Annotated in this window: 20 protein-coding genes and 3 tRNA genes; 14 read left to right on the forward strand and 9 right to left on the reverse strand. The window is 68.2% G+C overall.

The window, feature by feature from the left end; genetic code table 11:
* The 3 genes from HF886_RS11405 to HF886_RS11415 all read left to right on the forward strand — a co-directional run bounded on the left by HF886_RS11405 (position 1) and on the right by HF886_RS11415 (position 292).
* Positions 1-75: transfer RNA gene (locus HF886_RS11405), tRNA-Val, on the forward strand.
* A gap of 46 nt (positions 76-121) precedes the next feature.
* Positions 122-197, forward strand: a tRNA-Gly gene (locus HF886_RS11410).
* 20 nt (positions 198-217) lie between these two features.
* Positions 218-292: transfer RNA gene (locus tag HF886_RS11415), tRNA-Val, on the forward strand.
* A 114-nt stretch (positions 293-406) separates the two neighbouring features.
* On the opposite strand, the gene HF886_RS11420 is transcribed toward HF886_RS11415, so the two are convergent.
* On the reverse strand, positions 407-976 hold the full coding sequence (locus tag HF886_RS11420; protein ID WP_240952125.1) for a 2-isopropylmalate synthase: 570 nt from the start codon (positions 974-976) through the stop codon (positions 407-409).
* A gap of 346 nt (positions 977-1,322) precedes the next feature.
* Here HF886_RS11420 and HF886_RS11425 point away from each other — a divergent pair, with 346 nt between their 5' ends.
* On the forward strand, positions 1,323-1,982 hold the full coding sequence (locus HF886_RS11425) for an N-acetyltransferase (RefSeq protein WP_169620704.1): 660 nt from the start codon (positions 1,323-1,325) through the stop codon (positions 1,980-1,982).
* A 12-nt stretch (positions 1,983-1,994) separates the two neighbouring features.
* Here the strand turns inward: HF886_RS11425 and zapE are convergent, their stop codons facing one another.
* Positions 1,995-3,008 (reverse strand): cell division protein ZapE, encoded by a 1,014-nt coding sequence (gene zapE, locus HF886_RS11430; RefSeq protein WP_169652362.1) that lies wholly within the window; start codon positions 3,006-3,008, stop codon positions 1,995-1,997.
* A gap of 224 nt (positions 3,009-3,232) precedes the next feature.
* Here zapE and HF886_RS11435 point away from each other — a divergent pair, with 224 nt between their 5' ends.
* From HF886_RS11435 to msrB, 3 genes are all read left to right on the forward strand, one after another.
* Positions 3,233-4,792 (forward strand): alpha/beta hydrolase, encoded by a 1,560-nt coding sequence (locus HF886_RS11435; RefSeq protein WP_206038719.1) that lies wholly within the window; start codon positions 3,233-3,235, stop codon positions 4,790-4,792.
* A 73-nt stretch (positions 4,793-4,865) separates the two neighbouring features.
* The gene (locus HF886_RS11440; RefSeq protein WP_346765092.1) at positions 4,866-6,116 is read left to right on the forward strand and encodes a glycosyltransferase family 87 protein; all 1,251 of its coding nucleotides are present in this window, start codon (positions 4,866-4,868) and stop codon (positions 6,114-6,116) included.
* Between the two features lie 73 nt (positions 6,117-6,189).
* On the forward strand, positions 6,190-6,618 hold the full coding sequence (gene msrB / locus HF886_RS11445; RefSeq protein ID WP_169620703.1) for a peptide-methionine (R)-S-oxide reductase MsrB: 429 nt from the start codon (positions 6,190-6,192) through the stop codon (positions 6,616-6,618).
* Here msrB and HF886_RS11450 read toward each other — a convergent pair.
* Positions 6,581-7,306, reverse strand: coding sequence for an HAD family hydrolase (locus tag HF886_RS11450; protein ID WP_169652363.1), 726 nt, complete (start codon positions 7,304-7,306; stop codon positions 6,581-6,583). The genes msrB and HF886_RS11450 overlap by 38 nt on opposite strands.
* 90 nt (positions 7,307-7,396) lie before the next feature.
* On the opposite strand from HF886_RS11450, the gene HF886_RS11455 reads away from it, so the two are divergent.
* Entirely contained in the window at positions 7,397-8,368 is a 972-nt protein-coding gene (locus HF886_RS11455) for an L-lactate dehydrogenase (RefSeq protein ID WP_169620701.1), read from the forward strand.
* 36 nt (positions 8,369-8,404) lie between these two features.
* On the opposite strand, the gene HF886_RS11460 is transcribed toward HF886_RS11455, so the two are convergent.
* From HF886_RS11460 to hemE, 4 genes are read right to left on the reverse strand one after another with little or no spacing between them, the layout of a single operon-like run.
* Positions 8,405-10,696: a molybdopterin-dependent oxidoreductase gene (locus HF886_RS11460; protein ID WP_169652457.1), complete on the reverse strand. Its 2,292-nt coding sequence runs from the start codon at positions 10,694-10,696 to the stop codon at positions 8,405-8,407.
* Positions 10,697-10,755: 59 nt separating this feature from the next.
* The gene (hemQ, locus tag HF886_RS11465) at positions 10,756-11,451 is read right to left on the reverse strand and encodes a hydrogen peroxide-dependent heme synthase (protein WP_169620700.1); all 696 of its coding nucleotides are present in this window, start codon (positions 11,449-11,451) and stop codon (positions 10,756-10,758) included.
* Positions 11,452-11,456: 5 nt separating this feature from the next.
* Complete coding sequence (locus tag HF886_RS11470; RefSeq protein ID WP_169652364.1) at positions 11,457-12,815, reverse strand: protoporphyrinogen oxidase; 1,359 nt, start codon at positions 12,813-12,815, stop codon at positions 11,457-11,459.
* Positions 12,812-13,909 (reverse strand): uroporphyrinogen decarboxylase, encoded by a 1,098-nt coding sequence (gene hemE, locus HF886_RS11475; protein ID WP_169620698.1) that lies wholly within the window; start codon positions 13,907-13,909, stop codon positions 12,812-12,814. The genes HF886_RS11470 and hemE overlap by 4 nt, the downstream gene beginning before the upstream one ends.
* Positions 13,910-14,042: 133 nt before the next feature.
* Here hemE and HF886_RS11480 point away from each other — a divergent pair, with 133 nt between their 5' ends.
* The 3 genes from HF886_RS11480 to HF886_RS11490 are packed head-to-tail and all read left to right on the forward strand — an operon-like array spanning position 14,043 to position 17,456.
* The gene (locus tag HF886_RS11480; RefSeq protein ID WP_169620697.1) at positions 14,043-14,615 is read left to right on the forward strand and encodes a DUF3000 domain-containing protein; all 573 of its coding nucleotides are present in this window, start codon (positions 14,043-14,045) and stop codon (positions 14,613-14,615) included.
* A 54-nt stretch (positions 14,616-14,669) separates the two neighbouring features.
* On the forward strand, positions 14,670-16,100 hold the full coding sequence (locus HF886_RS11485) for a wax ester/triacylglycerol synthase family O-acyltransferase (RefSeq protein ID WP_169620696.1): 1,431 nt from the start codon (positions 14,670-14,672) through the stop codon (positions 16,098-16,100).
* A gap of 60 nt (positions 16,101-16,160) precedes the next feature.
* Positions 16,161-17,456, forward strand: coding sequence for a ribonuclease D (locus HF886_RS11490; protein ID WP_169620695.1), 1,296 nt, complete (start codon positions 16,161-16,163; stop codon positions 17,454-17,456).
* On the opposite strand, the gene HF886_RS11495 is transcribed toward HF886_RS11490, so the two are convergent.
* Positions 17,360-18,475 (reverse strand): alpha/beta hydrolase fold domain-containing protein, encoded by a 1,116-nt coding sequence (locus HF886_RS11495; RefSeq protein WP_169652365.1) that lies wholly within the window; start codon positions 18,473-18,475, stop codon positions 17,360-17,362. The genes HF886_RS11490 and HF886_RS11495 overlap by 97 nt on opposite strands.
* Positions 18,472-19,281, reverse strand: a complete 810-nt coding sequence (locus HF886_RS11500) for an oxygenase MpaB family protein (RefSeq protein WP_240955071.1) — start codon at positions 19,279-19,281, stop codon at positions 18,472-18,474. The genes HF886_RS11495 and HF886_RS11500 overlap by 4 nt, the downstream gene beginning before the upstream one ends.
* 353 nt (positions 19,282-19,634) lie before the next feature.
* Between HF886_RS11500 and HF886_RS11505 the strand changes: the two genes are divergently transcribed.
* The 3 genes from HF886_RS11505 to HF886_RS11515 all read left to right on the forward strand — a co-directional run bounded on the left by HF886_RS11505 (position 19,635) and on the right by HF886_RS11515 (position 24,579).
* On the forward strand, positions 19,635-20,855 hold the full coding sequence (locus tag HF886_RS11505; RefSeq protein ID WP_169620693.1) for a thiolase family protein: 1,221 nt from the start codon (positions 19,635-19,637) through the stop codon (positions 20,853-20,855).
* 2 nt (positions 20,856-20,857) lie between these two features.
* On the forward strand, positions 20,858-22,999 hold the full coding sequence (locus tag HF886_RS11510) for a 3-hydroxyacyl-CoA dehydrogenase NAD-binding domain-containing protein (protein ID WP_169652366.1): 2,142 nt from the start codon (positions 20,858-20,860) through the stop codon (positions 22,997-22,999).
* 182 nt (positions 23,000-23,181) lie between these two features.
* A complete protein-coding gene (locus tag HF886_RS11515) occupies positions 23,182-24,579 on the forward strand; it encodes a sugar porter family MFS transporter (protein ID WP_169652367.1) in 1,398 nt (465 codons plus the stop codon).
* Positions 24,580-24,704 lie beyond the last annotated feature (125 nt).

Here is a 24,704-nt window from a genome sequence, read left to right on the forward strand (position 1 = left end):
GCGCGATTAGCTCAGCGGGAGAGCGCTTCCCTGACACGGAAGAGGTCACTGGTTCAATCCCAGTATCGCGCACCAGGTTCGACCAGCACGTGGGTCGAATCGATGTAGAGTCAACGTGCATGCGGATGTAGCGCAGCTGGTAGCGCATCACCTTGCCAAGGTGAGGGTCGCGGGTTCGAATCCCGTCATCCGCTCCAAATCTGGACCCCACAATCCCGCGCGATTAGCTCAGCGGGAGAGCGCTTCCCTGACACGGAAGAGGTCACTGGTTCAATCCCAGTATCGCGCACCAGGAACGACGAAGGCCCCCTTCCTCAGGAAGGGGGCCTTCGTCGTATCCGTCCGGTGGACGCGGCCCTCGATCAGGAACGCGACCGGCGTCGCATCCGAGTCGAGGGCCCGCGGACTACCGGCCCGCCGCCGCCGTGTGGGTCCGGTTGATTCCGGCGATCATCGCGCGAAGAGTCGATTCCACGCCGCTCTCCCCCATGCCCATCACCCACGTGCGACGTGCGCCGGACCCGCAGAGCAGGAACGTCACGTGCAGGTCGCCGAGATCGTGCCGGTGGAACGAGTGGATCTCGATGCCGAAACCGAGGTCGTAGAGCATCGCCGTCATCCCCGCGACGGGACCACACGCGAGCGCGGACGCGGAGTGGATCGTATCGCCCACCGCGATCGTCGCTTCGAACGCCGATCGGCCCGCCGGCAACGTGGTGGCCGACCAGTCACCCAATCGAAGGGGACCGCGCTCGGAGGCGTACACCGCGAGGAACTCCGGCCACGACATTCCGGCGGCTTCGGCACGCAGCGGGAGCGGAAGCGGGCGGCCGTACCGCGCAGCGAAAGGATCGAGGGGCGTAGCACTGCCGGGCGCGCACGCCGGTGCGGCACGCAGAGCGGTTCGACGAGAATCCGACGGACGCGCAAAGGCAGCATCGAAATCGGAGGAGATGAAAGAAGTGAAGGCGTTCATTTCGGGAGGTCTTCCGCGAGAAGGAAGGACCGACGCATAGCTCAACGACCCGCAGCGAGGGGTCGGTCCGAATCAGACCCCGCTACGGCGGTGAACTACGAGTACGCGCTTCATAGGTGCCGACCTTAAAGGGTTTGTGAACGTTCCGCAACAATGAGTTGTGCACGATGTGACGGAAACGTGACCGCAGCAGGTGGAACTCCCCGAAAACACTCGGGTAGCGTGGAACGTGCCATCCCCCCCGATGGTATTGGACCCCAGCCATGACCCCCCATCCAAGGCTGGGGTTCAGCCATTTCCGGGCCCGGAACTTCCCGCCCCGACCACTCGGTGCTTCACTGGATCCATGCCCACGTCGTCGTCACTCGAAGAGTCCGTCTCCGTCGGTCCGGCAGGCATCTGGGATGCCGAGACCATCGCCGGAGTCGCCGCCACCACGTTTCCGCTCGCGTGCCCTCCAGGGGCCGGGTCCGAGGACATCGCGGCGTTCGTCGAGGAAACCCTCAGCGCAGAGAACTTCAGCGAGTACCTGACCGACCCTCGCCGCATCGTGCTGAAAGCCTGCGTCGACGACGAGATCGTCGGCTATCTGATGGCCGTAGATCCGGCGAGTGAGACCACGGTGGACCCCGCGAGTGAGAACTCGGTGGACCCCGCGAGTCAGAACTCGGTGGACCCCGCGAGTGAGAACTCGGTGGACCCCGCGAGTCAGAACTCGGACGCGTACGCCGTACCCGACGTGGTCACCGCACGACCCGCCATCGAGATCAGCAAGCTGTACGTACTTCCGGGACATCACGGCGCCGGAGTATCCGCCGCGCTGATGGACGCGATCGTCGAGCGCGCCGCCGAGCGCAGGCGTGCCGGGCTGTGGCTGGGTGTGAACCAGGAGAACACGCGTGCCCGTCGCTTCTACCAGAAGCACGGCTTCGAGGTCGTCGGTACGCGAACCTTCGTTGTCGGTTCACAGACACACGACGATTTCCTCATGCAACGCGTGCTGTGACCGCCCCGCCGGTCAGCCGGCGGCAACCTCGAAACGGGACAAGGCGAGCAGACGCGACGTGGCACGCAGGTACTTCTTGCGGTACCCGCCCGACAGCATCTCGGGTGTGAAGATCTCGTCGAGCCGTGCGCCGGCGACCGTCACCGGAATGCTCGCGTCGTAGAGGCGATCCGCAAAGACCACGAGACGCAAAGCGACCGACTGATCGCGCGCGGGGTGCACCCCGTTGATGAAGACCGCGGGCACTCCTTCGACGAGCTTGCCGTACCGGGACGGGTGCAGGGTGCTCAGGTGATCGCACAATTCGTCGAAGTCGTCGAGCGTCGCGCCGGAAACCTGGTCCGCACGCTCGATGAGCTCCTCCGACTCGATGGGATCGGGGGCCGGCGGCAGGTCGCGGTGGCGATAGTCGGGTCCGTCCACGCGGATCGTCTCGAAGATCGAGGCGAGCTTCTTGATCTCGCGCAGGAAGTCCTGGGCCGCGAAGCGACCCTCGCCGAGCTGGCCAGGCAGTGTGTTCGACGTGGCCACGATCGACACTCCGCGTGCCGACAATTCGGTGAGCAGCCGGGAGATGAGCATGGTGTCGCCCGGATCGTCGAGTTCGAACTCGTCGATGCACAGGACGCTGTGACTCGACAGTTCCTCGACGGCCTTGTTGAACCCCAGCGCTCCGACGACGTGGGTGAGCTCGACGAAGGTGCCGAAGGCTTTCGGGGACGGTGCGCTGTGGAAGATCGAGGCGAGCAGGTGGGTCTTGCCCACGCCGAAACCGCCGTCGAGGTACAGCCCCGCTCCCTGGGCCGGGGCCTTACGGCCGAACAGGCCGCGCTTGCCGCCCCGGATCTTCTCGACCTTGCCGACGAACTCCTCGGCGGCCTTGACCGCCGCGGCCTGGCTCGGCTCGGCAGGATCGGGGATGTACGACGCGAAACTCACCTCGTCGAACATCGCGGGCGGCACCAGCTGGGCCACCAACTGATCTGCGGGCACCACCGGGTTGCGGTCGACGAGGCGTTCGTGCATTCATCCAGCGTAAGGCCGCAGAGTGAGTGGGTAGCACCGCCCAAGCGGAATGCGACCTACTTCACAGAACGTTCACCATGTGTTCACGAGTCGCGAGGACAATCCACTGCCCCGCGAGGCGGCGCCGATTTCACTCTTACCGGGATCATGTCCGGGCCTCGGGACGGCCGCTCACGTCGACACCTGTGCACTCCCCGATCGGTGACACCTGGCAGGCTGTCCCCATGCGCAGAACCGGTGTGCTCGCGGTGGGATGGATCGCGGTGGCCGCAGTGGCCGCCGCGTGCGGAGCGGGACCATCGGTCCGGCCCGACGTCGCCGTGGTGCGCGAAGGAGTCGATAGCAGCGAACCGACCGTCCAGGAAGACGAGGACGCGGCGCCCGAACTGCCCGTTCCCCAAACGGACCTCACGTGGCGCGACTGCACTTCCGACACCGTGGCGTCCTACTCGCTCTCGTCGGGGCCGACAGGTCTGTCGCTCGAATGCGCCGAAGTGCCGACGCCGATCGACCCCTCCGGTGCTGTTCCCGGCACCTTCCCGCTTGCCGTGCTCCGGGCGCAGCTCCCGGACACCCCGGACGACGTCGCACCACTGGTCCTCACGACCGGCAGCGACATGCCGTCGACGCGCGCCCTCGCCGCACTCGCAACCGGCCCGCTCTCGGGCGTGCTGACGACGCGTCCGGTGGTCGCGGTGGATCGTCGTGGCATCGGGATGTCGCTGGCCATCGACTGTGTGTTCGGCGCCGACCGTCGCGCCCTCGCCGATCTGGGACAGTTCGGTCGCAGCGGGTCCGCGCCGGAGCGAGTGGCCGAACTCGGCCGCCAGGCCACCATCTCCTGCACCGACTATCTTCAGCCCCAGGAGTTGATGTTCAGCGCGTCCCACGCGGCCGGCGACATCGACCGGCTGCGGCAGGCATGGAACGTCGAGCGCGTGGGCCTCCTCGGCATCGGAAACGGCGCGGCGGTGGGTCTCGCATATGCCGCGGCCTACCCGGGTGCCGTGGGACGGCTCGTGCTGGACTCCCCCGTCGCCGCATCGGGCGACGCAGAACAGATCGCGGAGTCGCGCGCCCGCGGCGCCGAGTCCGCGGTGGACGCGTTCTCGCGGCAGTGCGCAGCGCTCGACTGTTCGCTCGGTGACGACCCCCGGCAGGCTCTCGAAGACCTCCACGCACAGGCCTCGAGCGGCGCTCTGGCACCGGTGTCCTCCAATGCCTTGCTGACGGTGATCACCGCGTATCTCGGCACACCGCGCGGAGATCTTCCCAGCCGGATCCGCGAACTGTCCGACACGCTGGCTTCCGCGCGGGACGGCGATGTGGTGCCACTGCTCGATCTGGTGGGCACCGCCGAACAGATTCTCGCCTCCGACGGCCAGTTCGTCTCGCGGTGCAGCGACGGCCAGCGATGGCCGACGCCGACCCGCGCGGCCGATCTCCAGCGCAACTGGGCGACGCTCTACCCCCTGTTCGGTGCGGACACGGCCGCGGCTACCACCGCATGCGCGGCCTGGCCCACCCTGCCCGCTCCACCCCTGCCCGCAGCCCTCGACACCCCTGTACTCGTCACCGGCGGCGCTGCGGATCCCATTGTCGGCAGCGTGGGAGTCGAATCGGTGACCGGCGCGCTCACCGCCGGCGCGATCGCATGGTCGACCGTGTCCTGGCAGGGTGCCGGTTATTCCGCCTCGTTGCATTCGACGTGCATTCAGGGCCGCATCGAGCGGTACCTGAGTACGGGAGAGCTGCCGCCGAACGGAAGTCTCTGCCCGGCATGAGACGCGACGCGCCGTTCCCCTGCGTGCCGGGGGACGTGCGCGGTCCCGATCCCGGACGGGGTACCGTGCCGTAGTGTTCCTCAGCAGTCTCGAACCCCGGACGGCACGAACCACCGCAGACGTGGTCAAGGCCGTGGTGTGGCCATTGGCGGTCCTGACCGTTCTTCACCGGGTGGTGATCAAAGCAGTCAACGGTTTCCGGACCGATGATTTCACCCCGGTCTACAACGCGGCGCTCGCGTTCCTCAACCGGCTTCCGGTCTATACCGCGAACTTCCAATGGGTCGACCCGCACTACCTCTATCCCCCGTCCGGGACGCTGCTGATCTCGCCGATCGCCGTGATCGACCCCGAACGATCCCGGTGGCTGTTCATCATTGCGAACGCCGTCGCCATCCTGATCGCGCTGTACCTGCTGCTGCGCATGTTCGGCTTGCGGCTCGACTCGCCCATCGCTCCCATCCTCGTGCTGGGTGCGTTCGCGTCCGAGACGGTGACCAACACGCTGGTCTTCACCAACATCAACGGACTGGTGCTGCTGGGAGAAGTCGCGTTCCTGGTGCTCCTGCTCAAACGCCGAGACCTCTGGGCGGGCGTGATGCTGGGACTCACGTTCGCGGTCAAACCGATCCTCGCGCCTCTGCTGTTCCTTCCACTCGTACGCGGCCAGTGGAAGGTGTTCCTCACCGCCGCCGGGGTGCCCATCGCACTGAACATCATCGCGTGGCCACTGTCGGTCGACGCGTGGGATTTCGTCGAACTCACGGTGCCGTACCTGCTCGAGTCCCGCGACTACTTCAACAGCGCGATCGTCGGCAACGGGATGTACTACGGGCTGCCCGGCTGGCTGGTCCTGGGCCTGCGCGGTGTGCTCGCCGTGCTCGTGGCGGTGTCGCTCTGGCTGCTCTACCGCTACTGCCGCAACGACGAGGTCTTCTTCGTGTGCACCGCCACCGGTGTGCTCCTGAGTGCGTCGTTCCTGCTGGGATCGCTCGGCCAGATGTACTACTCGATGATGCTGTTCCCGCTGCTCATGACCGTGCTGCTGCCCAATTCCGTGATGCGGAACTGGCCGGCGTGGCTGGCGGTGTACGGATTCATGAGCTACGACTCCTGGTTGTCCGGGCGCTGGGTGGAGGCGGGCCGCGCGGCGGAGTACATGAAGACGACGCTCGGGTGGTCGCTGCTCATCATCGTGATCTTCGCGGTGCTCCTCGACCGTTACCTCGCGGCGCGCCGCGAAGGGCGGCTCGACGACGGTATCGAGCCGTCACACCTGCTCCCCGCCGCGGAGCACACCGATGAGGTCGCCGCACGGGCCTGAGACGTACCGGGCACGGCAGGACGGGACGGGGTGCGTCGTGGCGGCGGTCTCGGAGCGCGACTAGCGTGGGGACATGACTTCCACTCCCCGATCCGAACCCGCTCCCAAGGTTGTGCTGAGCGAGGACGAGTGGCGCGACAAGCTCACTCCCGCCGAGTATGCGGTGCTGCGTCAGGCCGGCACGGAACGGCCCTTCACCGGTGAATACACCGACACCGAGTCCGAGGGTGTCTACGAATGCCGGGCATGTGGCGCCGAACTGTTCCGCAGCAGCGAGAAGTTCCCGTCGCACTGCGGCTGGCCGTCGTTCTTCGATCCCGCCGACTCCGACGCCGTGATCCTGCGGACCGACGATTCGCTGGGGATGCGCCGCGTGGAAGTGCTGTGCGCCTCGTGCCACAGTCACCTCGGCCATGTCTTCGAGGGCGAGGGCTACCCGACCCCCACCGACCAGCGCTACTGCATCAATTCGATTTCCTTGCGCCTGGTTCCGACAACGTAACCCCCGCGTCCTTCAAGGCGCTCCACAGCCCGTCGGGCCGCTCCGTCGTCGGGAGTGGCTCGACGAGGCGGAACGCGCACCCGATCTCTGTAGCGGCGCCGTCCGCTTCCACACTGTCGCCGATCATCAGGGTGCGTTCGGGTTCGACCCCGAGCGCTTCGACGGCATAACGGAAGATCTCGGGCTCCGGTTTGACCGCACCGATCTCGAAGGACAGCGCGAACACGGAGACCAGGTCGTCGATGCCGAGTGCGGCGAAGGCAGGCCGGATGTCGAATGCGATGTTGCTCAGGACCCCCACCGCGATGCCGTCGCCCGCGAGTGCTTCGATCACGGGCACGGTATCCGGGTACACCGTCCAGCTCGTCGGATCGACCACCTTTCCGTACAGCGTCTGAGCCTGCTGCGGGTCCTCGACACCGGATCTGCAGAGCACGGTCAGATACGCCTCCCGATGCCGGCGCGGGTCACGGTCGCGATTGATCCAGGCGTGGTGCTCCTCCGCGTCCATCTCCACAGGCTGTCCGGTAGGAGCGGTCAGCCGCCGCATCAGTTCGGCCTGCCGGCTCACGTCGAAGGCCTCACCTCGTGCATCGGTGATGCCGGCCATCCAGCTCTCGTCCTCTTCGAGCCGGAACAGCGTGCCGGAAAAGTCGAACAGAACAGCATCGAACGGTCGCGCGCTCATGGTCCGAGGCTATCGACTCACCGACCGCCCCGCTGTGCGACGCGAACCCGCCGGGTGGCGCCGTCGTGGCTATGGGGCCATGATCGGACCATGGCGACAACGCGCAGCGGGCCCCGGATCGGCACAGCGAAGGTGTCCATCGTCGGCGTCGGCAGCGTCGGAGCGGCGGTGGCATACGCGTGCCTGCTCCGCGGCACCGCGAACACGATTGCGTTGTTCGACACCAACGCGGCTCGGGTGCGCGCCGAGGTTCTCGACCTCAATCACGGCACCCAGTTCACTCCGGCCTGCCGCATCGAAGGCAGCGACGATATTTCCGTGACCGCAAATTCCGACCTCGTTGTCGTGACCGCGGGCGCGAAACAGAAGCCCGGTCAGTCCCGGCTCGATCTCGCAGCGGCCAACGTCGCGATCACACAGTCGGTCACGCCCCGGTTGCTGGCGGAGTCTCCCGACGCGGTGATTCTGTTCGTCAGCAATCCCGTCGATATCGTCACGGCAGCGGCCATCGCGGTGACCGGCGTCGACGACGGCAGGATCTTCGGGTCCGGCACGGTTCTCGACTCGGGTCGTCTGCGCTATCTCATCGCCGAGCGTGCCGGGGTGGCGATCGAGAACACCCACGCGTTCGTCGTCGGCGAGCACGGCGATTCCGAACTCGCGCTGTGGTCGGGAGCGTCCGTCGGTGGCATTCCCATCGACTCGTACACGGTCGACGATCGCGTCGTGTTCGATGCCCGGACCCGCGCAGACATCTTCCACGAAGTGGTGCGCAGCGCCTACGAGATCATCCAGGGCAAGGGTGCGACGAACCTCGCGATCGGGCTGTCGACGGCCCGGATCGTCGAGGCAGTGCTGCGCGACCAGCGGCGCGTGCTGCCCGTGTCCTCGTTGCAGACCGGGATCCACGGCATGCGCGACGTGTGCCTGTCGCTGCCGACCATCGTCGACGCGGGCGGCGCGGACAGAGTTCTGGAGGTGCCGCTCTCGGAAGACGAAGCGGCCGGACTGGCCGAATCCGCCGCGACCCTGCACAACGTGCAGAAATCACTCGGGTTGTAGAAATCGCTCGGGTTGTAGACCGCGCGTTTCCTCACGTCACGGTCGGCGGGGCCTGATCGTCGGCGGGTCGTACGCGCGGATGGGCGGCAACTCCCCCTCGAACCGTTCGATCTCGACGAGCACGTGCTGACCCGTGCATCCCTGCGCCAGCGACGACGTGCCCGTGTCGGGAGTGAGAACATTCGGGTTGCCGTGCACGCACATGGACTCCGGATCGGCAGGGTCGAGCGGGTCGTACCACGCTCCCGTCGCGAGTTGGACGACCCCGCGGCGCAGTCCTTCGTCGAGCAGCGCACCGGCCAGGCACGCACCCCGGTCGTTGTACACGCGCACCACGTCGCCGGGGGTGATTCCGCGCTCGGCCGCGTCCTGCGGATGGATCCGGATCGGTTCGCGGCCGTGGACCTTGCTCTTCTGACTGGTCGCACCATGGTCGAGCTGGCTGTGCAATCTGCTCTTGGGCTGGTTCGCGATCAAGTGCAGTGGGAACGTCTGTGCCCGCTCACCGCCGAGCCACTCCTCCGGTTCGTACCACGTCGGGTGGCCCGCGCAGTCGTCGTATCCGAAGCCGTCGATGTCCGCCGAGAAGATCTCGATGCGCCCGCTCGGTGTGCGGAGCGGATTGTGCTCCGGGTCGGCGCGGAACTCCTCGAACAGCGTGAGGTCGTCCTCGGTGCGCATGCGGACGTGGCCGCGACGCCAGAATTCCGCGAACGGTGGCGGGTCCTCGAGCCGGCGCTCGTCGGCGAGGACGTAGCCGCGCCACTGCCCGTACAGATGCTCGAGCCACTGCGCCGACGTGCGCCCCTCCGTGAACCGCTCCCCGAATCCCAGTCGGTGCGCGAGGGCGGAGAAGGTGTCGTAGTCGTCGCGGGCGTCGGCGAAACGGGGTGCGGCCGCCTGCATTGCGACGAGCAGCGGATCGTTGCGCGTGCACGACAGATCGTCGCGTTCGAGCGCGGTGGTGGACGGCACGACGATGTCCGCGTGCTTGGCCATCTGCGTCCAGTACGGGTCGTGGACGACGATCGTGTCCGGCCGCGTCAATGCGCGGCGCAGGCGGGCGAGATGCTGATGGTGATGGAACGGATTGCCGCCCGCCCAGTAGACGAGACGGGTATCCGGAAATGTCAGCCGTCGGCCGTCGTAGTCGAACTGCTCTCCCGGATGCAGCAGAAGATCGGAGATCGCGGCGACGGGGATGAAGTCCTCGACGTCGTTGTTGCCCTGGAACAGGGTGGGCAGCGGGTAGGGCACGGGCGCGCGGCCGGGTTCGTTCATCGATCCGTACCCGTGGCCGAATCCCCCACCGGGAACACCGATCTGACCCAGCATGGCCGCCAGGGTGATACCGGCCCACGGTGCCTGCTCACCGTGTCGTACCCGCTGCAGCGACCAGGTCACCGAGATCAGCGTCCGGCCGGAGGCCATCCGGCGAGCGAGATCGACGAGGGTGGCGGCCGGCAGACCCGACAGTTCCGCAGCCCATTCCGGTGTCTTGGGAACACCGTCGGTGCGGCCGAGCAGGTACGCCTCGAACCGGTCGTATCCGGTGCAGTAGCGGTCCAGGAACTTGCGATCGGCCAGACCTTCGGACGCGAGGACGTAGGCGAGCGCCAGCATGATCGCGACATCGGTGCCCGGGCGGGGTGCCAGCCATTCGTGCTCGCCGTGGACGTCGTCGCGCAGCGGGGTGATGGACACGATGCGTCCTCCGCGGGCGCGCATCCGGTCGAGGCCGCCGCGCGTCGGATGGTCGCTGGTGCCGCCGTCGTTGACGCCGGTGTTCTTGAGCGGCACACCACCGAAGCACACGAGCAGGTCGGTCTCACGGGCGATGACGTCCCAGTTGGTGGAACGCGCGAACAGTTTCCAGTGGGCCCCGACCACTCGCGGCATGATCACGCCGGTCGCGCCCAGCGAGTAGCTGTGCACCGAGCGGGTGTATCCACCGAACATCTTCAGGAAACGGTGCACCTGGCTCTGTGCGTGATGGAAACGTCCGGGCGACGACCATCCGTACGATCCACCGAAGATCGCGCGGTTGCCGTGACGCTCCGCTACTCGCGTCAGTTCCGCGGCGAGCAACTCGGTGAGTTCGTCCCAGGAGACGGCGACGAACTCGTCGCTGCCGCGGTCGGTGCTCGGTCCCGGCCCGTGTTCGAGCCATCCCCGCCGGATCGCGGGACCCGTGATCCGGGAGCGGTGCCGCACCGATCCCGGAATGTTCTGCAGGATCGGCGACGGGTCGGCGTCCCCCGCGTAGGGGTGCGCGGCGACGACTTCGCCGTCACGCACCTCCGCGGAGTACATACCCCAGTGCGCCATCTGGGAGAAGCGTGCTCCGGGCAGCGCGGAGCCGTCCGTACCGATCGGACCGGTCACGGTCAGGGCAGCGACTCGATGAGCGCTTCGACCTCGACGCGCGGACCGGTGAAGAAGGGTGTTTCCTCGCGCACGTGCATCCGGGCTTCGGTCGCACGCAGGTCGCGCATGAGATCGACGATCCGGTCGAGTTCGGGTGCCTCGAAGGCGAGGATCCACTCGTAGTCGCCGAGTGCGAACGAGGGCACGGTGTTCGCGCGGACGTCGGGGTAACCGCGTCCTGCCTTGCCGTGATCGGCGAGCATGGTCCGGCGCTCGGCGTCGGGCAGCAGGTACCACTCGTAGGAGCGGACGAACGGGTAGACGCAGACGTATGCGCCCGGCTCCTCACCGGCGATGAACGCCGGCACGTGGCTCTTGTTGAACTCTGCGGGTCGGTGCAGCGCGACATTCGACCACACCGGCGCGCTGGCCCGGCCCAGGTCCGTGGTGCGCCGGAAATCGGCGTAGAGCTTCTGGAGGTCTTCGAGCCGCTCGGCGTGCGACCAGATCATGAAGTCGGCATCCGCGCGGGTGCCGGCGACGTTGTAGATGCCGCGGACCGTGACGTCGGTGTCGTCGAACTGGGCGAAGAACTCCTTCGCGTTCTTGATCGCCGCTGCGCGGTCGTCGTCGAGAACGCCCGGCTGCACCTGGAAGACGGACCACATGGTGTAGCGGAGGGTGGAATTGAGTTTGTCGTAATCGAGACGTGCCATACCGTTCATCCTGCCATTCGTGCGGCGAGTCGTGCCGCCGCGGTGGTTCCCGACGCGACGCATGCGGGGACGCCGACACCGTGCAGCATCGCGCCGGCGATTTCGAGTCCGTCGACTTCCGCGACTGCGGCGTCGAGCGCGCCGACGACATCGTTGTGCCCGGACCGATACTGCGGAAGCCCCCCGTGCCAGCGCTGCACGTAGGAGGCCACCGGCTCGTCCTCGACTCCGGTCACGGCGGCGAGGTCGGCGCGGGCGAGGGTGACGAGTTGCTCGTCGGAGGCGGAGAGCAGCGCGTCGTCGCCGTAGCGCCCGAACGACGCCCGGGCGAGCGCGACGTCACGCTGCGCGAGATGTGGCCACTTCCGGCTCGACAGGGTGAACGCCTTCGCGGCGAGTTCTTCTCCGGTCGCCACCAGAATCCCGGAGTTCTGCGGCAACGCCGAACCGCCGGGGAGAGCGAGAGCGACGACGACCGACGACGCGAGGGGTATCTCTGCCGCGAGGGCCGCGGCCGTCGGCACCGCCTCGGCCAGAAGCGCGGCGACCTCGGTGGCGGGTACCGCCAGCACAACTCCGTCGACCTCGCCGACGGGGTCGAGCGACCATCGTCCGTTGCTGCGGCGCAGCCCGCCCGCGGTGGTCTCCAGGTGGATCTCGGGCGCGGCCGCACGCTCGAGCGCTGCGAGCAGCACCCCGTAGCCGTCGCGCAGAGTGCCGAAGACGGGGGTGTGCGACGGTGCCGGGAGTGCCGCCGCGACCGCGGCGGTCAGGCTCGTCGCACCGGCGTCGAGTGCGGCGGCGAGCGCCGGGACGGTGGCGCGGACACCGGCGGTGTCGGACAGTCCCGAGTAGACCCCGCCCAGGAGCGGGTCGACACTGCGGCGGACGACCTGCTCGCCGAAACGCGAGCCGACGAGCGCGGCAACCGACATGTCGCCGGTCCGATCCCAGTTGAGCGGCACGCCCGGTTCGTCGCTGATGCGCTGCAGCGTCTCGTCGTCGACGAGTCCTTCGACGGAACGGGCGTCGGCGGGGATACCCATGAGCGTCCCCGCGGGCAACGGCCGGAGCCGGCCCCCGGCATAGAGCAGTGGCCGCGCGCCCGACGGATGGACGATCTGGTCGCTCAGGCCCAGTTCGTCGAGCAGGGCGGGAACCTCGGGCCGACGCGCGATGAAGGCTTCGGCGCCCACGTCGACGGGCCCGTTCGCCAGGTCCACGGTGTGCAGTTTGCCGCCGAGTCGCGGGGACCGTTCGAGTACGACGATTCGGGCATCGGGGCCGAGTGCGCCGCGCAAGCGGTAGGCGGCGACGAGGCCGCTGATGCCACCACCGACGACGGCGACGACAGGGTCGGTCACAACGAATGCACCAGCTCGACGACGCGGGTGAGCATGTCGGGATCGGTGTCGGGCAGCACACCGTGGCCGAGGTTGAAGATGTGGCCTGTCGCACCGGCCGCGAGTGCGCGGTCCGCTTCGGCGACCACGCGCCGGACCTCGCGTTCGATGACGTCCCAGCCGGCGAACAGGATGGCGGGATCGAGGTTGCCCTGCAGAGCCTTACCCGGCCCGACCCGCTGCGCCGCCACATCGAGCGGGATGCGCCAGTCGACTCCGACGACGTCGGCTCCGGCCTCGCCCATCGCGCCGAGCAATTCGCCTGTGCCCACACCGAAATGGATCCGCGGTACCTGGGCGGCAGCGAGTTCTGCGAACACGCGCTCGGAGTGCGGGAGCACGTATTCGCGGTAGTCGGACAACGGGAGCGCCCCGGCCCACGAGTCGAACAGCTGGATCGCGTCGACGCCGGCTGCCAGCTGGGCGCGCAGGAAGGTGATGGCCATGTCGGTCAGACGCCCGAGCAGCGAGTGCCAGGTTGCCGGATCGGAGTGCATGAGCGCCTTGGTGCGCTCGTGGTTGCGGCTCGGGCCACCTTCGACCAGGTAGGACGCGAGCGTGAAGGGGGCTCCCGCGAAACCGATCAGCGGAGTGGTGCCCAGTTCCTTGGTCAGCAACGTCACGGCGCGAGCGACCGCGCCCACTTCCTCGGCTTCGAGGTGCGGAAGGGCGGCGACATCGGCAGCGGTGCGCACCGGGTCGGCGACAACCGGCCCGGTTCCGGCGACGATGTCGAGATCGATTCCCGCAGCCTTGAGCGGAACCACGATGTCGGAGAACAGAATTGCGGCATCGACCTTGTGCCGGCGTACCGGCTGCATCGTGATCTCGCAGACGAGTTCGGGGTCGAAGCACGATTCGAGCATGCCGACGCCCGCGCGGATCTCCCGGTATTCCGGCAGCGAACGCCCCGCCTGGCGCATGAACCACACCGGGCGGTGCGACGGCTGCATCCCCCGGGCCGCAGCCAGCAACGGAGCCTCCGGCAACGCTCTGCGCGACGGGTACTCCGCGGGCACCGCGGAAGCGACGTTCGTGTTTTCCAAGCCGGTCATCGATCCTCGTTCTTCGGTCTCGTCGGGTTCGGTCGGACCCCGGTTCGAAGCCCATGCTGCCACGCTCACCCGCCCCGCCGGAACCGGCGCGCCTCCCGCGTGCACTGCGTCACCGGCGCTAACGTCCGCTGTCGTGACCACCTCACCCGAGCCGGCCCGCTTCCGCGCGGCCGTCGAATCGATGAAGGCGGCCACCGTCCGCAGCGAGATCGAAGTGGCACCGATCAGACCACCGCAGCGACTGGCACCGCACAGTTTCGCGCTGGGCGCCGAGGTCCTGCACGACGAGTCCGACGGTGTCCCCGAGGAATCCGAAGGCGATGCCTTCGGCCGCCTCATCCTCCTGTACGACCCGAACGGTGACGAAGCCTGGCACGGCACCACTCGGCTCGTCGCGTACATCCAGGCCGACGTCGACGCCTCACTCGCCGCCGACTCGCTGCTTCCGGATGTGGCCTGGAGCTGGCTGGTCGATGCCCTCGAAGCGCACGGCGAGCCGTTGACCGCACTCGGCGGAACCGTGACGGCGACGAGTTCGGTGCGGTTCGGCGACATCGCCGGCCCTCCGCGAGCGCATCAACTCGAGCTTCGCGCGTCGTGGACTCCTCGCTCCGACGTGCTCGCCCCGCACGTCGAAGCCTTCTGCGATGTCCTCGCATACGCCGCGGGTCTTCCGCCTACCGGCGTAGCGCAACTGCGGTCCTGACGGATACGCCCGATTCGGGCCTTCGGGAGACGGTCGAGTTCTAGCCTGAGGGGCATGCAGCGCCTCAGTGGTCTCGACGCCGGCTTCCTCTACCTCGAAACCCCCAGCCAGCACCTGCACATCTGCGGGTTGCTCGTCCTCGATCCCTCCACGGTGCCGGACGGATACGACTACCGGGCCGTCCGCCGGGAGTTGGACGCACGCCTCGACGCGGTCCCCGCCTTCCGCATGAAGCTCGCCGACAGCCGCTTCAATCTCGACCATCCGGTCTGGGTCGACGACAAGGACTTCGACCTCGACCGCCATCTGCATCATGTCGCGGTACCGTCTCCGGGCTCGCGGACCGAACTCGCCGACCTGTGCGGCCACATCGCCGCGCAGCCGCTCGACCGTGCGAAGCCCCTGTGGGAGATGTGGGTGGTCGAAGGACTCGACGACGGTTCGATCGCGGTGATCCTCAAGATGCACCACGCAGGCGTGGACGGGGTGTCGGGTGCGGCGATGATCGCTCAGCTGTGCAGCCTCGACCCGGCGGCACCGCGCCCCGACACGATCGCCCCCGGCGTCGGCGGCGGAAACGAGATCTACATGGCGGTCGCCGGCGCGGTGAACGTCGCCCTGCGTCCCCTGCACCTGGCCCGGATACTTCCGTCCGCCGTGACCTCGGTGGCGTCCTGGGTGGCACGAGCGCGCCGTGGAGACGCCATGCCGGCCCCCTTCACCGCGCCGCGGACCCCGTTCAACTCGACGATCACCGGCCACCGGGCCGTGGCGTTCGCCCAACTCGAACTCGCGGATGTCAAAGCCGTGAAGAACGCGTTCGGCGTCAAGGTCAACGACGTGGTGATGACCCTCGTGGCGAGTGCGCTGCGCAGTTACCTCGCAGGCCGGGGCGAACTCCCCGACAGTCCGCTCGTCGGGATGGTGCCGGTCTCGGTCCACGAGGAGTCCCACCGGCCCGGACGTAACCAGGTGTCGGCGATGTTCGCGGGCCTGCACACCCACATCGAAGATCCGGTCGAGCGCCTGCGCGCACTCGCCGACGCGAACGAGGTGGCCAAGGACCACAACGCCGAGCTGGGCGCGAACATGCTGCAGGACTGGTCGCAGTTCATGGGAGCTGCGGTGTTCGGCGCAGCCATGCGCACGTACGCCGCATTGCGGCTCGCCGACAAACACCCCGCGATCCACAACCTGGTCATCTCCAACGTGCCCGGTCCCCCGCAGGCGCTCTACTTCCTCGGAGCGCACGTGACCGCGCTGTACCCGTTCGGCCCGCTCTTCCACGGAGCCGGACTCAACATCACGGTGATCTCGCTCGAAGACAAACTCGACGTCGGCCTCATCACCTGCCCGGAACTGGTCCCGGACCTGTGGGTACTGACCGACTGTCTGGCGCCGGCGCTCGACGAGTTGCTGGCCGCCGCGGAGCAGGCCCGGTCATCGGACGACGAGGACTCGAGCATCGACGGCGTGAGCCGATGAGCGCCCGTTCTGCGCGCGGCACAATCTCGCTTTCCCAGGACAGCCGCTAGAGTCACGCCCATGTCTGCAGGCCAGGACCACGAGACGGTAGCGCCCGAGCACAGCTCTCCCACTGGCGGTGATTCCCCGAACGAGCACCCGCCCGCGGCGACGGTGCCGCTCCTCGAGCCGCGGGAGGGCGTACCCGAGGTGGTCACCACCGCCGCGGGTGTCGCCGAGGCGGCTGCGCTGCTCGCCCGCGGGCACGGACCGCTGGCCGTCGACGCGGAACGGGCCTCCGGCTACCGCTACTCCGCCCGGGCCTATCTCGTCCAGTTGCGGCGCAACGGCGCCGGCACCGTGCTTCTCGACCCGATCCCCACGGCAGCCGACCTCGCGCCGCTCGCGGAAGTGATCAACGACCTCGAGTGGGTGCTGCATTCGGCCGACCAGGATCTTCCGGGCCTGGCAGAACTGGGCCTGCACCCCGCTGTGCTGTACGACACCGAACTGGCGGGCCGGCTCGCCGGGTTCCCGCGGGTCGGGCTCGCTGCGATCGTCGCCGACACGCTGGGGTTCGAACTGAGGAAGGGGCACGGGGCCGCGGACTGGTCGACGCGTCCGCTGCCCGACTCCTGGCTGAACTACGCGGCGCTCGACGTGGAAATCCTCGTCGAACTCCGCGACGCGATGGCCGAGGAACTGGAACGGCAGAACAAGACGGAGTGGGCCGCGCAGGAGTTCGAACACATCCGGCTGGCCGGACCACCCGCACCGAAGCCCGAACGCTGGCGGCGAACGTCGAAGATCCACACGCTCAAAGACCCGCGCCGTCTCGCGATCGTGCGCGAGTTGTGGATCACCCGGGACGAGATCGCCGCGAACCGCGATATCGCGCCGGGCCGCATCCTTCCGGATTCGGCGATCATTGCGGCGGCGGAGGCCGCGCCGGCCACCCTCACCGACCTGCGCGCCCTCCCGGTCTTCGGTGGACCTCGTCAGCGGCGGTCGTCGCGGCTGTGGTTGTCGGCGATCGATCGTGCCCGCGCCCTGCCCACGTCGGAACTGCCTCCGGTCACCCCGCCGTTCACCGGTCCTCCGCCCGTGGGCCGGTGGGCCCGGCACCATCCCGAGGCTGCCGCACGACTGACGGCCGCGCGCGCCGAACTCGCAGCGCTGAGCGAGGAGGTGTCGGTTCCCGTCGAGAATCTGGTGAGCCCCGAACTCGTTCGGCGCCTGTGCTGGGACTGGGACGTCACGCCCGGGTCGGATGCCGAGGCCTACATCGAGGAGAAGTTCGCGGCCGGAGGTGCCCGGCCGTGGCAGCGGGCGCTGACGGCACCGCGGCTCGCGAAAGCTCTCGCGCCGGCGGAGTAGCGACCGGTCAGGACGGATCTGCTCCTCGTGTGAGAGCGTCGCGCACGAAGTGTCCGAGGTGCCGGGCCGCAGCGGCCGCCTCGGGGACGAGCGGGTGGAATGCGTGCCACACGTGTACCTGTCCGGGCCAGATCTGCAGTTCGTGGGGCACTCCCGCCGCGGCGAGAGTCTCCCTCGAGGGCCTGCGTGTCGCCGGTGATCGCTTCGGTTTCCCCGCCCTGGACGAAAAACGGCGGCCAATGCGGCCCGGGAGTCGCGGCGAGCAGATCGAGGCGAGGATCGGCCGGGTCGCCGTCCGGGGCGTAGGCGCGCCGCGCACGGTCTGCGAACTTCACCGACAGGAACGGATCACGCCGGGCCGCTTCACGTTCCCAGCCGGTGCGGAGCCACAGGTCCAGCCACGGAGAGACGAGTGCGACCCCGGCGGGCAGATCTGCGCCTTCCCGGTCGAGTTCGACGACGAGTCCGTAGGCGAGGTGGCCGCCGGCGGAATCTCCGGCGATCACGATGTCGCGGGCAGCGTAGCCACGTATCCGGAGGTGGTCGAACCCGGCGCGGACGTCGTCGGGCGCTGCCGGGAACGGTGCTTCCGGTGCGCGACGGTAATCGGGCAGGAATGCGGGGACTCCTGCGGCACGGGCGATTCGGGCGGCGACGCCGATGTGCGACGCGGACGACCCCATCACGAAGCCTCCCCCGTGCAGGTAGTAGAGAACGTGCGGCGAGTCGCCGGTCCCGGGCGGGACCACCCATCGGCCGGGGACCGGTCCGGTGCGGTCGCGCGCGACGCGTGTGCCCCGCGCGAGGTCGAGGCGACCGGCGACCGACAATCCGAGACGCAGACCGCCGAGCGGCACCGGGCCGAGCGGGACGACGTCCGCGAGGATCCGGGCGCTCACGGCGAGGACGGCCGCGAGGGCCCGGCTACGGCGGCTCCCGCGCCCGGGAGGCACTACGGCGACGGTGGCGCGCCCCTCGTCGTCACGGCCGCTTACCGGCCCGACGGGCACACGGGTCACGCCGGCGCCCCGTCCGCCGTGGCCGAACGTGCCCCGAACCGGCGACGCGCGTCGCGCAGGACGAGCGACGCGGGAAGGTGGCGCACCCGGAGCGGAAGCGCCCGGTACAGCGGCGCGGCGACCCGCATGGCGCGGTCGAACCTGCGCTGCTGAGGGTCCGTCCAGAGGAGGCCGTAGGCGTCGCGGATGCGGGCATCGAGAAGACCGACGGTGAGGAAGCGGGCGGGTGACATACCCGCGCGGATGTACCACGGCGCGTGCCCGCCGCGTAGCAGTGCGTGCGCGTAGGCACGGACGGTGTCGTCGACGACGAGATCTGCGACGACGCTGTCCCAGTAGTCCTCGAATGCCGCGAGGTCGGCCGGCCACAACTCGGCCGGAACCTGGAGCGCGGTGCCGTAGACCGCGAACTCCCGGTACATCCGCTCGGCCTCCGAACGGTCGAGAGGCCCGAAGAAGCGTTCGTAGATGTCGCGGCCACCGCGGAACATGACCGCCGCGATCCACAACTGCAACTTCGGGTCGAAGGCGTTGTATCCCTCTGCCCGGACGGGCGCATGAGCACGGTTGACGAACCGGACCACCGCGCGCCGCTCCTCGTCGCTGCCGAACGCCACGAGGAAGATGTACGCGCTCGTGTTCCGGAAACGAGCAATCGGGTCCGTGAGGGCCTTGCTGTGCTCGGCTACTCCGCGCCCGACCGGGGCAAGTGCAATCTCCGTGAGGAAGCGTCGAGGGGAACTGAGCAGGAACACTGCCTCACCTACCACGCCCTGCACCGTGGGGTCGGGCCGACGTCGCATCATGGAGTGCAATGTATCCGCAGATCAAGCGGTGTCAAGAGGAACGAGCCCGATGGCGATGCCTATGCGCCCGTGTCGCCGGTCGGTGGGAATGCCCGTTAACTTGCCGAGGGTTGACGCGTGTATCCGGCGGCACCACGTCAGTCGGCGTGTACGGGCACCGCGGGGAGCGAGAACACACTGCTCACAGGCGTGCGCCGGGGTGACCCGCATGCCGGCGCGAAATCGCAGGTATTAAGTTACTCACCGGTAATGACAATGTAGGCTTGTCCGCGAGGCCGGTCGCCGTCTGGCGATCGAGCACTCCTCGCCACGGCACGTGTCGGCGAGTAATCGCTCCATCAGGAGGAATCCGCGTGGCTCCCACCACCTCAACACAACGCAACGTCGTCTTCGTCGACGGAATCCGGACTCCGTTCGGTAAGGCCGGCCCCAAGGGCATGTACGCCGAGACCCGTGCCGACGACCTCGTCGTGAAGGCGATCCGTGAACTGCTGCGCCGCAATCCGCAGCTCGACCCCTCCCGTGTCGACGAGGTCGCAGTCGCGGCCACCACACAGACCGGCGACCAGGGCCTGACCATCGGCCGGACATCCGCGATTCTCGCGGGCCTGCCGGAAACCGTGCCCGGCTTCGCCATCGACCGCATGTGCGCAGGCGCCATGACGGCCGTGACCACCACGGCATCCGGGATCGGCTTCGGTCAGTACGACGTCGTCATCGCCGGTGGTGTCGAGCACATGGGCCGCCACCCGATGGGTGAGGGCGCCGACCCCAACCCGCGTTTCCTCGCCGACAAGCTGGTCGATCCGAGCGCGCTCGTCATGGGCAACACCGCCGAGAACCTGCACGACCGGTTCCCGAGCATCACCAAGGACCGCACCGACGCCTACGCGGTCAACAGCCAGAACAAGTACGACGCCGCCAAGAAGGCCGGCTGGATCGCCGACACGCTGGTTCCCGTCGCGACCCGCTCCGCCACCGGCTGGGGCCTCGCCACCGAGGACGAGCCGCCCCGCCCGGGCACCACGATCGAAGATCTCGCAAAGCTCAAGACGCCGTTCCGCCCCGCCGGCCGTATCACCGCGGGCAACGCAGCGGGTCTCAACGACGGCGCGACGGCCGCGATTCTCGCGGGCGAGGACACTGCGCGTGAGCTCGGTCTGCCCGTCGGCATGCGCATGGTCGGCTTCTCCTTCCAGGGCGTCGATCCCGCGGTCATGGGCATCGGCCCCGTCCCGGCGACCGAGAAGCTGCTCGCCCGCACCGGCCTGAGCATCGAGGACATCGGTCTGTTCGAGATCAACGAGGCGTTCGCCGTGCAGGTGCTCGCGTTCCTCGAGCACTTCGGCATCGACGACGACGACCCGCGCGTCAACCAGTGGGGCGGTGCGATCGCGTGCGGCCACCCGCTCGCCTCGTCGGGCGTCCGCCTGATGACCCAGCTGTCGCACCAGTTCGCGCAGCATCCCGAGGTCCGCTACGGCCTGACGACCATGTGCATCGGTCTCGGCATGGGCGGCACCGTGATCTGGGAGAACCCGAACCACGCCGATTACGAATCCGGAGCCGCATAACCATGACATCGGACACCGCACACGGGGCGACCGACGCGACGGGGATCGCGTCCGCGTTCGCCGACGAGGTCGTCACCCACGCGTACACCAAGCTGCTTTCCGTCCCCGGCATCGAGGGCCCGGTAGCCCTGATCACGCTGGACAACGGCTTCGACCACACCAAGCCGAACTCGTTCGGTCCCGCGGGACTGCTCGCCTTCGACAAGGCGCTGGACGAGGCGTTCGCCGCCAACCCGGCCGCGATCGCCGTCACCGGCAAGCCGTTCATCTTCGCAGCGGGCGCCGATCTCAAGGGCGTTCCCGCCGTCACGCGCCGTGAACAGGGCGTGGAGCTCGGAACCCTGGGACACAACGTGTTCCGCCGTCTGCGCGACACGACGATCCCGACCTTCGCCTTCGTCAACGGTCTGGCGCTCGGCGGCGGACTCGAGGTCGGACTGCACACGCACTACCGCACGGTCGCCGACAACGTTCCGGCGCTCGGCCTGCCCGAGACGATGCTCGGCCTGGTCCCCGGTTGGGGTGGCACACAGCTTCTCCCGAACATCGTCGGCCCCGACAACGCGGTCACCCTGATTCTCGAGAATCCGCTGAACAACGGCCGCACCATCAAGGCCAAGCAGGCCGAGGCGCTCGGTTACGCCGACGTCGTGCTGGCATCGGCCGATTTCCTCGAGCAGTCGCTCGCGTGGGCGTCGAAGGTGCTCGCGGGCGAGATCGTGCCGGCGCGTCCGGAGATCGACCGCGGGGCCGGCTGGGATGCCGCCATGGCACGCGCCAAGGCCCTCGTCGCCGGAAAGACCCGCGGCTTCTCCCCCGCCGCCGAGCGTGCGATCGAGCTCCTCGAACTCGCCCGCACCACCGACATCTCCGATCCCGAGTCGCTGAGCAAGGGCTTCGACGCCGAGACCGAGGCGCTCGCCGACCTGCTGATGTCCGACGAACTGCGTGCGGGTCTGTACGCATTCGATCTGGTCAACAAGCGCGCCAAGCGCCCCGCCGGCGCTCCGGACAAGTCCCTCGCCCGCAAGATCAGCGGCGTCGGCATCGTGGGCGCGGGCCTGATGGCCAGCCAGCTCGCGTTGCTGTTCGTCCGTCAGCTCAAGGTGCCGGTGATCCTGACCGACATCGACCAGGATCGCATCGACAAGGGTGTCGGCTACGTCCACACCGAGATCGACAAGCTGCAGGGCAAGGGCCGGTTGTCGCCCGACGCCGCGAACCGCCTCAAGGCGCTCGTCACCGGTTCGCTCGACAAGGCCGCGTTCGCGAAGACCGACTTCGTGATCGAAGCCGTGTTCGAGAACATGGACGTCAAGAAGCAGGTGTTCGGCGAGCTCGAGCAGCACGTCACGCCCGAGACGATCCTCGCCACGAACACCTCGTCGCTGTCGATCACCGAGATGGCGTCGGGCCTGCAGCATCCCGAGCGGGTCGTGGGATTCCACTTCTTCAACCCGGTCGCCGTGCTGCCGCTGCTCGAGGTCATCCGGGGCGAGAAGACCGACGACGCCACGCTGGCAACGGCATTCGCGACGGCCAAGTCCCTGAAGAAGTCCGCCGTGCTGTGCGGCGACAAGCCCGGCTTCGTCTTCAACCGCCTGGTCACCCGCACCCTCGGTGAGGTCATGACCGCTGTGGACGAAGGCACCCCGTTCGAGGTGGCGGACAACGCCGTCGGCGCGCTCGGCATGCCGATGTCGCCGTTCACGTTGCTCGCGCTGGTCGGGCCCGCCGTCGCCCTGCACACCGGGGAGACCCTGCAGGCCGCGTACCCCGACCGCTTCGTGTCGTCGCCCGGTCTCGAGGCGCTGGTGGAGGCCCGTAAGCCCGGCGTGTGGTCGTACGCCGACGGGCAGCAGGTCGTCGATCCCGAGGTCGCCGCACTGTGGCCTCAGGGTGACTCCCCGTCCACCGCGGAGGAGGTGCTCGAGCGCACCCGCCGGGCATTCGCAGAGGAGATCGCGATCATGCTCGACGAAGGTGTCGTCGCAGCACCCGAGGACATCGACCTGTGCCTGATCCTCGGCGGCGGCTTCGCGTTCTGGAACGGCGGCATCACGCCGTACCTGGATCGCACCGGAACGTCGGAGGCCGTCAACGGCAAGCGTTTCCTGGCCCCGGGCGTCGCCGACGTCGCGTAGCACCGGTTGCGCTCGGCGCACCTGAAAAGAAGGCGTGTCGCCCCCCTGGGGCGGCACGCCTTTCTTCGTGTGAAGATCGTCCCCCGCAACCTGCCGCGGCGTAGTGTCCCCGATGAGCAATTGCCGTAGCTTTCCGACCGAGCAGCGCCCCCGGGTGGTGCACGACGTCAGCAGGAGCTTTCATGACGCAACCGTCGTCCGCACACGCTGCCAAGGTCATCGCGGTTACCGTCGCCGCTGCAGTGGGCGGATTCCTGTTCGGGTTCGACAGCTCCGTCATCAACGGCGCTGTGGACTCGATCGAGCAGAATTTCGCGCTCAGTTCGTTCGTCACCGGGTTCGCGGTCGCGATCGCGCTGCTCGGCTGCGCGGTAGGTGCCTGGTTCGCGGGCAGGCTCGCCGATCGCTGGGGCCGCAAGCGAGTCATGGTGCTCGGCTCGATCCTGTTCCTGGTCTCGTCGACCGGTTCCGGCCTCGCGTTCAGCGTCCCCGACCTCATGCTCTGGCGGGTTCTGGGCGGACTGGGCATCGGCATCGCGTCGGTCATCGCGCCGACCTACATCTCCGAGATCGCACCGGCCCGGTACCGCGGCGGTCTCGCCTCGCTGCAGCAACTCGCCATCACCCTCGGCATCTTCGCGGCCCTGCTGTCCGACGCGGTGTTGCAGAACGCCGCAGGCGGTGCGTCGAACGACCTGTGGTGGGGACTCGAGGCCTGGCGGTGGATGTTCCTCGTCGGAGTCGTCCCCGCTGCGGTCTACGGCATACTCGCGGTGCTGATCCCCGAGTCGCCGCGATACCTGGTGGGGCAGGATCTCGACGAGGAAGCCGCCGAGGTCCTCGCCAACGTGACCGGTGAACTGGAACCGGAAGAACGGGTACGCGAGATCCGGCTGACACTGCGGCGCGATACGAAGGCGTCGTTCGGAGATATCCGGGGCCCGGTCTTCGGGTTGCAATCGATCGTCTGGGTCGGCATCACGATGGCGATCTTCCAGCAGTTCGTCGGCATCAACGCGATCTTCTACTACTCGACGACACTGTGGCAGTCGGTGGGGTTCACCGAGAACGAGTCGTTCACGACCTCGGTGATCACCGCCCTGATCAACGTGGTGATGACCTTCGTGGCGATCCTGTTCGTGGACAAGATCGGCCGGCGACCGCTGCTGATGACCGGTTCCCTCGGGATGTTCGTCAGCCTGTTGCTGGCCGCGATCGCGTTCTCCCAAGCCGAGGGCGGAGGGGACGACGTGTCGCTGCCGGCACCGTGGGGCGCCGTGGCACTCGTCGGCGCGAACGCTTTCGTCATCTTCTTCGCCGCGACGTGGGGCCCCATCATGTGGGTCATGCTGGGCGAGATGTTCCCGAACCGTATGCGGGCAGTCGCGCTCGGTATCAGTACGGCCGCGAACTGGATCGCGAATTTCACCGTGACCCTGGCCTTCCCGCCGTTGACATCGGCGGTGGGCCTGTGGTTCCTCTACGGATTGTTCGCGTTCTTCGCGTTGCTGTCGTTCTTCTTCGTCAAGACGAAGATCCGGGAGACCAAGGGAATGGAACTCGAGGACATGCAGACCTGATCCCCGGCGGGGATCAGCCGACCTCCCGCTCGAGTTCCGCGTCCGTACCCTTCGGGGCTACACCGGTGCCGTTTCCGGCCGACGCGCTGCCGTGTGCGGCCGCCTTCGGAGACGCGACGGTGTGC

The organism is Rhodococcus sp. 105337 (assembly GCF_012844225.1).
Classification (GTDB): Bacteria; Actinomycetota; Actinomycetes; order Mycobacteriales; family Mycobacteriaceae; genus Rhodococcus.